This window comes from Shewanella sp. 10N.286.52.B9, from assembly GCF_002873635.1.
Classification (GTDB): Bacteria; Pseudomonadota; Gammaproteobacteria; order Enterobacterales; family Shewanellaceae; genus Shewanella.
Genome location: NZ_MCTY01000178.1, coordinates 12,493 through 24,916, shown reverse-complemented (window position 1 = coordinate 24,916; position 12,424 = coordinate 12,493). Strand labels below are relative to the sequence as shown.

General features: G+C 41.2%; 10 protein-coding genes and 1 pseudogene. 4 read left to right on the top strand and 7 right to left on the bottom strand.

The window, feature by feature from the left end; all coding sequences use genetic code 11:
• Positions 1-254: 254 nt before the first annotated feature.
• The 5 genes from BCU91_RS12580 to glmM form a co-directional block, all read right to left on the bottom strand.
• On the bottom strand, positions 255-1,394 hold the full coding sequence (locus BCU91_RS12580) for a sugar nucleotide-binding protein (protein ID WP_102531615.1): 1,140 nt from the start codon (positions 1,392-1,394) through the stop codon (positions 255-257).
• On the bottom strand, positions 1,391-1,972 hold the full coding sequence (rfbC, locus tag BCU91_RS12575; RefSeq protein WP_102531614.1) for a dTDP-4-dehydrorhamnose 3,5-epimerase: 582 nt from the start codon (positions 1,970-1,972) through the stop codon (positions 1,391-1,393). Before rfbC ends, BCU91_RS12580 begins: the two co-directional genes overlap by 4 nt.
• Complete coding sequence (rfbA, locus tag BCU91_RS12570; RefSeq protein ID WP_198590466.1) at positions 1,972-2,886, bottom strand: glucose-1-phosphate thymidylyltransferase RfbA; 915 nt, start codon at positions 2,884-2,886, stop codon at positions 1,972-1,974. The genes rfbC and rfbA overlap by 1 nt, the downstream gene beginning before the upstream one ends.
• Complete coding sequence (rfbB, locus tag BCU91_RS12565) at positions 2,879-3,955, bottom strand: dTDP-glucose 4,6-dehydratase (RefSeq protein WP_102520753.1); 1,077 nt, start codon at positions 3,953-3,955, stop codon at positions 2,879-2,881. Before rfbB ends, rfbA begins: the two co-directional genes overlap by 8 nt.
• Before the next feature lie 194 nt (positions 3,956-4,149).
• Positions 4,150-5,505, bottom strand: a complete 1,356-nt coding sequence (gene glmM / locus BCU91_RS12560) for a phosphoglucosamine mutase (protein ID WP_102531613.1) — start codon at positions 5,503-5,505, stop codon at positions 4,150-4,152.
• 280 nt (positions 5,506-5,785) lie between these two features.
• On the opposite strand from glmM, the pseudogene BCU91_RS12555 reads away from it, so the two are divergent.
• The 4 genes and pseudogenes from BCU91_RS12555 to BCU91_RS12540 all read left to right on the top strand — a co-directional run.
• Positions 5,786-5,905: pseudogene (locus tag BCU91_RS12555) on the top strand (IS3 family transposase); the annotation flags it as partial.
• On the top strand, positions 5,902-6,738 hold the full coding sequence (locus tag BCU91_RS12550; protein WP_102531612.1) for a hypothetical protein: 837 nt from the start codon (positions 5,902-5,904) through the stop codon (positions 6,736-6,738). The pseudogene BCU91_RS12555 and the gene BCU91_RS12550, both read left to right, overlap by 4 nt.
• Positions 6,739-7,167: 429 nt before the next feature.
• A complete protein-coding gene (locus BCU91_RS12545; RefSeq protein WP_102531634.1) occupies positions 7,168-8,400 on the top strand; it encodes a DUF3596 domain-containing protein in 1,233 nt (410 codons plus the stop codon).
• A 15-nt stretch (positions 8,401-8,415) separates the two neighbouring features.
• The gene (locus BCU91_RS12540) at positions 8,416-9,942 is read left to right on the top strand and encodes a hypothetical protein (RefSeq protein WP_102531611.1); all 1,527 of its coding nucleotides are present in this window, start codon (positions 8,416-8,418) and stop codon (positions 9,940-9,942) included.
• Between the two features lie 536 nt (positions 9,943-10,478).
• On the opposite strand, the gene galE is transcribed toward BCU91_RS12540, so the two are convergent.
• Both galE and galU read right to left on the bottom strand, forming a co-directional pair.
• Complete coding sequence (gene galE, locus BCU91_RS12535) at positions 10,479-11,492, bottom strand: UDP-glucose 4-epimerase GalE (RefSeq protein WP_102531610.1); 1,014 nt, start codon at positions 11,490-11,492, stop codon at positions 10,479-10,481.
• Entirely contained in the window at positions 11,492-12,382 is an 891-nt protein-coding gene (galU, locus tag BCU91_RS12530) for a UTP--glucose-1-phosphate uridylyltransferase GalU (RefSeq protein ID WP_102531609.1), read from the bottom strand. Before galU ends, galE begins: the two co-directional genes overlap by 1 nt.
• Between the last annotated feature and the right edge of the window lie 42 nt (positions 12,383-12,424).

Here is a 12,424-nt window from a genome sequence, read left to right as displayed (position 1 = left end):
GGGTTGAATATAACAAAAAGGAATAAAAAGGATGAAAAGGTTTGTTTGGAATAATGATCTAAAAAGTAATAACTCACTCCTCCAATCATCTAAGTGGTAGAGAGTGACAACTGAAAAGCTAACTGCGAAAGGTTAGATGTTAACCAAAGACACTGGGAGGATTAGGCCGATTAATGAGTTAGCATTTGTGTAGCCGATTACTAAGCTGAGCTTGAGCAAAATCTGTAAACCGTTATAAATACTCTTAAAAAAAGTTATAAAACATCTATATCGAGATTTCTAATCAAAGTTTTAATGGATACTTGCCAATCACAAGCATCGATACCCCAAGCCATTTTTATCTGCTGGCAATCAAGCACACTGTAGGGTGGCCGCTTAGCAGGCAAAGGATAGTCCTGAGTATCAATCCCCTTGAGTGTAGGAACTGTTAGTAACTTAGCTTGTACACTTGCTTCATCGACAATGGCTTTTGCTAAACCATACCAGCTGGTAGCTGTATCGCCGCAGTAATGAAAAGTGCCCCAAACTGTTTTACCCTGCTGAATTTGCGCAGCGATGTTTAATATCGCTTTGGCTAAATCCCCCGCATAAGTAGGACAACCTATTTGATCGGCCACCATCGCCAGAGTCGGTTTAGTTTTGGCTAATCTCAGCACCGTTTTAGCAAAGTTATGCCCAAATTCGCTTATCAGCCAAGACGTTCGAATGATAATGTGCTGCGGCAGAATATCAGTAATCAATTGCTCGCCGCGCCACTTAGACTCGCCATAAATATTCAGCGGATTTGGCACAGCAGTTTCAGAATATGGGCTTGGACTGTTTTCAATTGCAGTTTCAATAGCAGTGTTAGAGGCGGTTGCAAAGGTTGCTTCAAGGCCACCAGCAAGCTTGGGCTCCTCTACAGGCAGCGCTGAACTTGCAGCTTGAGATGGCAGCCTGCCACTTTTGCCATCAAACACATAATCGGTTGAGATATGAATAAGTGGAATAGATGCTTTTAGCGCCGCTAAGGCAAGATTCTTCGCCCCTGTGGCATTCACATCATCAGCAAGCTGCTGATGTGTTTCAGCCTGGTCCACTTGGGTGTAGGCGGCGCAATTGATGATTAAATCGGGGTTAAGCCTATCAATCATTTCCATGACCGCATTAGCGTCACTGATCTCTAAATCTGATTTATCTGCCGTGAGAAGTTGTAGCTCATTTGGCATGCATTGAGATGACAAGTCGGTGTTAATTTTACAGTGGCTCTCTCTGTTGTTCTCTCTGTTAAGAGCTCTGCTAATAATTCTAGAATAGTTGCCATTATTCTTGGCTAAAAAGGCATTATGATCTGCAATGCAGCGCCTGATACTCAAACCTAACTGACCATTAGCGCCTGTTAATAACAGCTTCACTTTGTGATGTCCGGCTTTAAGGTTAACGCCTGCTCATTGTGCATTGCTTTTAACGCCTGAAAAGATAACCCTTGTTGATCTTTAGCAGATTGAATGACCTCCCTAATAGGCCAATTAATGGCTAAGTCAGCATCGTCCCAGCTAAGACAAGCTTCATTTTTAGGGTCATAATAATCGCTACATTTGTATTCAACATCACAACACGCTTCTAAAGCAACAAAGCCATGGGCAAAGCCTTCTGGCACCCACAATTGTCGCTGGTTGGTCTCAGATAACTCAACCCCAACCCAAGCGCCATAAGTTGATGACTGTGGGCGGATATCAACAACCACATCAAACACCTTGCCTCTAACGACTCTCACTAATTTAGCTTGCGGCTTCTGGGTTTGAAAATGAAGCCCTCTAAGCACACCATAATGTGAGCGTGAATAGTTATCCTGCACCAAGGGTTTATTGGTGTTCAGCAATTGCTGATAACGTTGCTGCTGAAAGGTTTCCATAAAAAAGCCACGTTCATCTTCAAACACTTGAGGCTCAATGATTTTGACATCAGAAATTGTCGTATCAATAACCTTCATCAACGATGTTCCTCTACGAGTTGGCTTAGGTAAGTGCCATATGCCGTTTTTTGATGAAATTGTGCTTGTTGCGCTAACTCATCAACAGATAACCAACCATTAATGAAACCGATTTCTTCAAGACAGGCCACCTTTAATCCTTGGCGTTTCTCAATGGTCTGCACAAAATGACTCGCTTCAAGTAATGCGTCATGGGTTCCGGTGTCAAGCCATGCAAAACCACGCCCTAATATATCCACGGTTAAGGCCTTCTTAGCCAAATAAGCCATGTTCACATCGGTAATTTCAAGCTCACCTCTTAATGAGGGTGTAATACTTTTAGCAATGGATACGACCTCATTATCGTAAAAATAAAGCCCTGTAACGGCAAAGTTGGTTTTAGGGACGCTCGGTTTTTCTTCAATACTTAGGGCAATGCCATTATCGTCAAAATCAATGACCCCAAATCGCGCGGGATCGCTAACATGATAGCCAAATACGGTTGCACCAGACGCTTTGGCTGTAGCTTGTTTTAGCTTTTCAGTAAAGTTTTGCCCATAGAAAATATTATCGCCTAACACTAATGCCACGTTACTATCACCAATAAACTGCTCACCAATGATAAACGCCTGCGCTAAACCCTCTGGCGCTGCTTGCTCTGCATAACTGAGCTTAATACCAAAGCGTTCACCGTTGCCTAATAAGCGTTTAAAGCTGGGCAGATCTTCAGAGGTTGAGATCAGTAAAATGTCATTAATACCCGCCAGCATGAGTACCGATAAGGGATAATAAATCATCGGCTTATCATAGACAGGTAATAACTGTTTAGAGGTGCCAAGGGTTAGCGGAAATAAGCGACTGCCCGTGCCACCCGCTAATATAATGCCTTTATACTGTGCAGAAGTGATGGGCTGCACAGCGCTTAAACTACTCATTGATATTTCCATTAGCGAGCCCAAGTCTGTTAAGGCGGTAGTCACCAGTTAAGATCTGTTGCCACCAGCTAGGATTATCGATGTACCATTTAACCGTTGCAGCTAACCCCAAATGAAAATCATGTTCAGGTTGCCAACCTAATTGTGATTGAATTTTTGATGCATTAATGGCATAGCGACTATCATGACCGGGCCTATCGTCAACATAGGTAATTAACTCAGCATAAGATTGGCAGCCTTGCTTAGCCTCTGGTGCCAATTGCTCTAATAGCGCACATATGCTGTTAACCACATCAATATTGGTCACTTGATTAAGACCACCAATATTATAGCTTTGGCCTACTTCGCCATGTGTCAGCACTTGATAAAGGCCGCGAACATGATCCTCTACATGTAACCAGTCCCTTACTTGCAGGCCATTACCGTAAACGGTTAACGGCTTACCCGCTAAGGCATTTAAAATGGTGTGGGGGATCAATTTTTCAGGAAATTGGTAAGGACCATAATTGTTTGAGCAATGACTAACCAGCACTGGCAAACCATAAGTACGCTGCCAAGCATTGACCAAATGATCGGAAGAAGCTTTTGAGGCAGAATAAGGCGAGCTTGGTTTATATGACGTCTGCTCAGAAAATGGCAGTTCATCACTATCTAAGTCACCAAAAACCTCATCGGTTGAAATATGATGAAATCGAAACGCAGTTTTAGCATCAGTTGCTAGCGTGTTCCAATACTCACGGCACACTTCAAGCAATGTGAATGTCCCGATGATATTGGTTTGCATAAAAGCACTGGCATTATCAATGGAGCGATCCACATGACTTTCTGCAGCAAGGTGCATTACCGCTGTCGGTTTAAACTTGGCAAAAACCTGTTTTAGACTATTGGCATCACAAATATCTGCATGAACGAAGTGATATCGTTCTGAGTTCGCGACATCTTTTAATGAATCAAGGTTACCTGAGTAACTTAAGGCATCAAGATTCACGATAGATTCTTGAGTATGAGCTAACAAGTAACGTATTAAGGTGCTACCGATAAAACCTGCACCACCTGTGATTAAAATCATACTCAGTAAACCTTCAACATTAAAATGACCTTTAAAGCGCTTGTATCAAAGTACTTATATCAAAGTGCTTTAAAGGTATTATACGCCAATTATCAATAGAAATTGATGCCTAGCGCATAACAAAAATGCCAGAGTATCAATACTCTGGCATTTAATAGCATAGATAAATCTACCCTGATTGATAAGACAAATTATTAACTTGCCGCTTTAACCACATCCGCAATTGATTGCGCCTGGGTTTGGGTCATATCCGCATCGGTTGATTCAACCATTACACGGATTAATGGCTCAGTACCCGATTTACGCAATAACACACGGCCATTATCACCCATCACTTGCTCAGCAGCTGTTACTGCTTGCTGCACGGCATCAGAGGCAATAATTTCATCGGCGTTGTTGGCACTTAAGCGCACATTGATCAGCACTTGCGGCAGTTTTGTCATACCTGACTTAACTTCAGCTAAGCTTTTACCTGACTCAATTACAGCATCAAGCACTTGCAGCGATGCCACAATACCATCACCCGTGGTGGTATGTTTAAGGCTTAAGATATGGCCTGAGCCTTCGCCGCCTAATAGCCAACCGGTTTCTTTAAGCTGCTCAACCACGTAGCGATCGCCCACTTTAGCGCGAATAAAGGGAATATCCATTTCTTTAAGTGCCAGCTCTAAACCTAGGTTTGACATCAAGGTACCGACAACACCGCCATTTAACTCACCAGCTTGTTGAAACGCTTGCGCTAAAATAAAGATGATTTCATCGCCATCAACCACATGGCCGTTATGATCAACAAACAACACCCTGTCAGCATCGCCATCTAAGGCAATACCTAAGTCAGCCTCATGCACCATCACTGCAGTTTGCAGGCTATCAAGGTGGGTTGCGCCGCAGCGCTCATTAATGTTTAACCCATCTGGTTTATCATTAATGCTGATCACTTCAGCGCCGAGCTCAGCATACACTTCTTTAGCGATGTGATACGCTGCGCCATTAGCCGAATCAACCACAATTTTTAATCCTGCAAGGGACTTATTCTTATCGAAAGTACCTTTACAAAACTCAATGTAACGCCCTGCAGCATCACCAATACGGCGCACTTTACCCAATTTTGCCGAGTCAACACACGACATTGCGCCATGATTAATGGCTTGATCGAGTAGGTGTTCAATTTCTAATTCTTGAGCATCATTCAGTTTAGTGCCCGAATTTGAGAACAGCTTAATGCCGTTATCATAATAAGGATTGTGCGATGCACTAATCACTACCCCTGCATCGGCTCTAAATGTCGAGGTTAAATAGGCAATCGCAGGCGTTGGCATCGGGCCAACTAAGGCACAGTTAATCCCTGCGGCAGAAAAGCCGGCTTGCATAGCGGTTTCTAACATGTAGCCACTAATGCGGGTATCTTTACCGATAATTACTTCTTTGGTACCTGCTGACGCTAAAACCGTCCCAGCAGCCCAACCTAATTTCATCGCAAAAGACGGGTTAATCGGAAACTCACCCACCTTTCCTCGCACACCATCAGTGCCAAAATATTTACGAGACATAACAACTCCAAAACCAACAGTCCATGTTGGTATAAAACAAAAGTAAGGTCACTTTTTTAAGTGGACGCAAATTATATACGAAAAGCCCGCGCATTTACTCATCTAATTGTGACATTTTTAAGCCACAGCAATCTTTATTGGATTTTGTGGGTTAAAGCAAAGCAGCAAAGTGATTTGGTGCAGCCTTACTGGTATTTAAAGAATTCAAAAATATAAAATGGTGATTATGTAGTGCTGCTATCTGTAGTGGATGAAGAAATCTGGGAGGGTGTAACAGTCTCAAAAAGACGTGGCTACTTATATGAAACATTACAACTTAGAACGGCTACATTCCGCTAATGGTGATCTGTCACCAGTAGCGTTTGAAAATTCTCAACTAAAAGTGTCCAGTTTGGGTTGACCAGTACAGTATCGACGACCTCAATAAAATCGATTATCAAAGCAGCGGAAACACACACGCCTTTTGATGCTTTCGAAATTAATAAAGCACAATCAAAAATTCGTATTGAGCGTGACAATGAAATTATTCCATATGCGCTTCCCCAAACATTAAACCCAGAATTCGACTTGCTATTAAATAAAGAAAGCGTCGAAAACTTGAGTCGACTATGCGATTCAACTCACTCTGACACACTGTCTATCTATACAGATGATGAACGGGCGATATTCAGTGATGGCAATCGCGTCGTGTCGAGTTCGTTACTTTCTTTACGAGATTATGCTCATAAAAAGGAAACGTCATATACCATTGAGCAAAAGCTGGTGATCAATACCTCTACTTTAGAAGAAGAAATTAAAAGATATCGCAATATGGCCATCGTAAAAAAAGCAAACGAAGCACTACTATACATCGATAATACTAACGTGATGCTAGCCGGATTAACAAAGGAAACCGGTGGTAATCGATTTTTGTCAGCGGAGCACATCAATAAAACACAGCCTGCGGTTTACCGCATTAACTTAAGTGCACTGGCAAAGGTAAGAGTTAAAGACGTCACAACAGCCAATCAAATCAAGATGCAATTGCTACTTGGTCAAGATGGTAAACGAAAGTTGGGTTTCTATAACGATAAAGATTCAACACATCCTTATGAAAGTGTTTATGATATTGAGCTCGCACCAGAGAAAATGGCCGAGGTGCTAGAAGCTAAAAAAGCACTCGAATCCAAAATGAAAAATAAGGGCGGAGGTAGTGGGCAACAGGGCGACATGTTAGGGTTTGATGACATTTAAACGAGCCGAGAATGGGTTAGTGTTAAGCACCCGTTGTATTGTTCTCGCATAGTTAGTGAAAATTTTAAAGTCGAAAGCTTAACAACAAAGCACTGGACAAATAGACAGTGTTAGTTATAGTAATAGATGTCTTTTTAACCAATAGTGCTCAATTGAATGCTATTGGGAGAAAACACAAATGAAAGATAGGAAGGTAAAATTAAGAAGTAAGAGTAGAAGTAGGCAGTAATGGGTTAACTTGCGCGTTTTAAAAGCCCTGTTAACCTAAAGTAACACTAAATGAAGCAGTTGGGGCAGAGTGGCGGCAACCACTCTACCCCGTACCGGCTGCGACGACTATTAACCGAGCCCAGCCGATGGGCAAATTCTAACGAATTCCATTGGTAAGGGACAGATCTATTTAACGATCTAAAATCAATGGAGGCCACTATGGCTCATATTCGCATACGTCCAAACGGGCGCATTCAGTTCGACATGCATCTTTATGGCTGCCGTTTTCGTGAAGGCAGTAAATTGATGGCAACCCCTAAAAACCTCACCCAAGCTAAAGCCATGCTCAAAAAAATGAATGCTGAGATCGATTTAGGCAGCTTTCAATATCGTGACTATTTTCCAAAAAGTAAAAAAGTCGCTAAATTTGAGCAACTGCAGCGCGACAAACATCCCGACCGTGAATACCCTTTCTTTGATAATTTTGCCAACCAATGGTTTGAACGCAAAAAAGGCGCTTGGAAAAACAGTTATAAAAGCACCATCCGCAACACACTCGATAAATACCTTATCCCTGAATTTGGCAATACCTTGGTGAATGAAATCACCCTGTCTCAAATTGATTATTTTCGTCAGGAACTGATGGAAATAATGAAAGACAGTGATACGCGTCAATTATCGAATCGCCGTATCAATTTTTTGCTTTGGCCTGTTATTGCCATCATTAGCCTTGCAGCAGAAGAGTATAAGTTTGAATACCCCTTAAGACGCTACAAAGCACTAAAGGAAGAAAAAGCAGAGTCATACCCGATGACGATTGAAGAAGTGCGCAAGTTTTTAAACAAGGTGCCACAAGAGTGGAAGGATTACTTTATTATCCGATTTTGGACCGGTATGCGCAGCTGCGAGATACACGGCCTAGAATGGCAGCATATTGATTTTGAACACCGCTTAATTCGTATCCGCCAGAACTGGGTAAATGGTGAGGTCTGTGATGTAAAAACGCCTAAATCACGCCGAGACTTAAAGATGTGCGATACCATCTATGAAGCCTTTAAACGTATTAAAGATTCAAGTGAATCTGGTTATCCCCCTTACGCTGACTTTGTGTTTACCGGCAAATCCGGTGCGCCACTGGATACCCATTATGTAAGTAAAAAATTATGGTATCCCACGTTAATCAAGGCAGGTCTTAAGCGTCGACGCGCCTATGAAACTCGCCATACAGCAGCAGTGCTTCATATCGCAGCATTAGAAAACCCACTCTATATTTCTCAAATGCTCGGGCATAGTGATACCCGCTTATTGTTTGACGTATATGCCCCTTATGTAGCGAATGCTTCACGTACTGATGGAAATGCATTTGATACGTTGATGAGAAATGAAGGTTTGCGATGCCCCCCCAAATTACACCATTACAACATCACCTACGCTTTATCTATTTTTTCTTGATTGAAGGAACTCACAATGTGTCTTAAGCAATTACCCAAAATAGAACTGAATCTAATCAAAGGTCAGTTTAGTACCCTCTTTAACCAAAAGGAGGTGACTGCGGATGAATTAAAATTTATTGGTTTAGCACTTCAGCACCTTGACGTAAACTTGCCACAACTCAATGGCCGGGTGGATTTGGCTTTTATCGCTGAGTTGCTCAAATTACCAGCCACCGAGATCCCAAAGCAAAACTATCGCGCTAATAACACCCGTTTAGAGCATATTCCGCTTTGCGAGGAAAATTGCTCCTGTAAAAAAGCATATCACTTAAATCAGATGCAAGGTGAAATCACTGAGTTTATTTCCAGCTTGAAGTACATTGAATTACAAACTATAGAGCCAAACAAAGCTCAAAATACTCTGAACATATCGATACTCGTTGATATTAAGCATCAGGACCCTATCGAGTCTCTAGAAGTGGCAACCGTCGAGGAAGCTAAGCGATTACTAAAGCGATCAGACACTCTCGCCCAAAAGTCCCATACCAAAGCCGATGCAATGAAGAGCAAAGGCAGTTCTCTTAACTTTGAAACTTTTAATAAATTACAAAAAGACGCCGAAGCATTACTGGCTTTGATGAATCCTGGCAATTATTTGCGGGTCGTGGTCTGCCTTCCTAACAACACCCCCGAAGATCGCCTCGCCTTTATGGAGAAATATCGTCAGCGTGAGTTATTCCCGATTCAATTACTCTTATTGAATACGCCGGAGGTCTTGATCAACCTTCGTCGATTAACTGATCGCGTCAACACGGCTAAAAAAGATCCCCTTTGCCTATATGGCCTGATGCCAAAAACAGAGCTCACTAACCGCATTCGTTTGGGATTCAGAGATACAGTACTTCCTTCTGGAAATATTACCTATACAGTAAACCAACGAGGACTCAAACTATCTGATAGTACCACCGAAAAGAGCAAGCAAGCCTACATAAATAACCTTACTCCTGGAACTCCCCAGCTAGATAAAACCTTAGAAGATCCTCTGCTGATTGAGAGCTGGCAAGAGGACGTGGATTATGATGGGACTCCTAACAGTGAGCTTTATTACTTTATCACCTATGCCTACTCATTCAATTATACTGAATCTTACAGTGGTCAAACCCGAACGCTGATCAAAGTTGGTCACACACAAATCAGAAAGCAGAAATATCATACCAATATTGATGATCTCATCAAGGTGATCAAGCAAAGATTTACCTACCTCTCTAAATTAGGTGGCGAGTATGACACCAAAGCTATCAGCTTGTTTAATCATGCCTGTTTTAATTACTCCAAATATGCCAAAAATTTGGAGCTACAACTTCTGCAAGAAACCAAAGATTATGATTATTATCTCATATCGCCTGAGGAGTTTACCTCGACTAAAACCGTCAGAAGCGAGCTGCGTAGTAAAGATACATTGATCAGTATTAATCAGATTATCGATCAAGCCAAAACATATGAAAATGAGATCAGCGGGCTCATCGTGCAACAACTTAACCATCAACAAGGTGACGATTAATGATAATCCATCAATCGACTTTCGCATGTCAATGACACCTGATACAAAATACACATTACCAGTTGGTGTCATTGTAGTGTACTAAGCCAATGTTTGATTTGTGTTTGACTCAGTAACGAGGGAAGTTCAGCACGAATGCCATTAGGTGTAGGCAATGACAGCACTACTTTATCGGTGTTTCCCTGGTCAAACACAACAGCCTGTGTTTGCTGCTTAACCTCTTCAGTATTTAGTTTTTAAGCCAATAATGCAGTGTTTAATAGTTGATTGAGCGTTCGATACAAAATTGCTTAATCGTTAGCTGGCTTTGATTAAGCTCGGTCAGTATTTGAGTCCAGGGTTAATACTTTTTCGCTTGATTCATAGTACCTCCTGAGTGAGGAAGCACTATGCCAAAGTCTCACCTTTGTTGGTATGTGGGGTTCATTGTGCTTACCTAAATTTAAATTATAAAAAAGGGTTTTGAGACTATTCTCAAAACCCTTTTTAATTAACTAACAACATTAAGCCGGTAGTAGAAAAACAATTTTTAAACGCTAATCACTATATCCATTAGGATTCAATGATTGCCATTTCCAACTGCTATTAACCATATCGTCAAGATTATGTGTCGCTGTCCAATTTAGCTCTGTTTTGGCTTTTGTAGGGTCAGCATAACAAGCACCTATATCACCAGGTCGACGAGCTACGATATCGTAATTAATTACTTTATCAGAAGCTTTTTCAAAAGCTTTGACCATATCTAAAACACTATAACCTTGGCCTGTACCCAAATTATAGGTAACTAAGCCACTGTTAGTTTTTAACTTCTCTAATGCCTTTAAATGGCCAACGGCTAAATCAACAACATGAATATAATCCCTAACGCCTGTACCGTCTGGTGTTGCATAATCATCACCAAACACCATTAACTTTTCTCTTTTACCTATGGCAACTTGAGAAATAAATGGCATTAAATTATTCGGTATATCATTTGGGTCTTCACCAATCAAACCACTCTCATGAGCACCGATAGGGTTAAAATATCGTAGACATGCGATATTCCAACTGGAATCTGAATGATGTAAATCGGCAAGTACATGCTCAACGACTAATTTAGATTGACCATAAGGGTTTGTTGCTGAGGTCGGGAAAGACTCTAAAATAGGCAAACTTGCAGGGTCACCATAAACAGTCGCTGAAGAACTAAACACCAAATTCTTTATACCAAACTCAGCCATGACTTCGCATAAAACGATGGTGCCAGTGACATTGTTGGTATAATACTTTAATGGTTGTTCAACAGATTCACCTACAGCTTTTAGCCCTGCAAAATGGATAACGGCTTCAATGTTATTTTCACTGAATATTTTTCGCAATAATGCTTTATCTAAAATATCACCTTCATAGAAAGTAACTTGCTGTGCAGTAATGCTTTTAACACGAGATAAACTTTCTAAACTTGAATTAGATAAATTATCAATAACAACAACATCTGTACCGATTTTTAGTAATTCTACAATCGTATGGCTACCAATATAACCTGCACCACCAGTTACAAGAACAGACATTACTCACAACCCTTAACCAAACTTGTTACTTCAGCTAAAAAGTCATTTCCGAGTTTTTTATCTCTTAGGCCATATTCAACAAATGCTTTCATGTAACCCAGTTTGTCACCACAATCATGTGATTTACCGGTCATATTGAACGCTTCAACAGTATCTTGTTCAATTAGCATATCAATCGCATCTGTTAACTGAATTTCGTCACCCGCGCCCGCTGGTGTCTTAGCTAATAGATTCCAGATTTTTTCTGATAGCACATAACGACCAACAACAGCTAAGTTTGATGGAGCAGTCCCAATGGCAGGCTTTTCAACCATAGCATTGATTTTAGCAGAATCACCTGGGGCGATTTCGTCACCATTACAATCAGCAATACCGTATTTATTCACTTCATTATCTGGTACTGGCGCAACCATAATCTGACTAGCAAAACTGGTATGGTAACGTGCTATCATCGCGGCTAAATTTTCAGTTTTTTGGTCTGCGGTATATTCATCTAAAATAACGTCAGGTAATACGACTGCAAAAGGTTCATTACCGATACAAGGTTTAGCACACAACACTGCATGCCCTAGGCCTTTAGCCTCACCTTGACGAACACTGATAACAGAAACGTCTTTAGGACAAATTGATTGTACTTCTTCTAACAGCTGACGTTTAACACGCTTTTCAAGCGTTGATTCAAGCTCGTAAGATTTATCAAAGTGGTTTTCAATGGCATTTTTACTGGCATGGGTAACCAGTACAATTTCTTTAACGCCAGCAGCTACACACTCATTAACGATATACTGAATAAGCGGCTTGTCCACGATAGGTAGCATTTCTTTTGGAATCGCTTTAGTTGCAGGAAGCATACGTGTGCCAAGGCCTGCAACGGGAATAACAACTTTCATGAAAAACCTTATTTAATTAGGTGACTGAAAAACAATGATAAA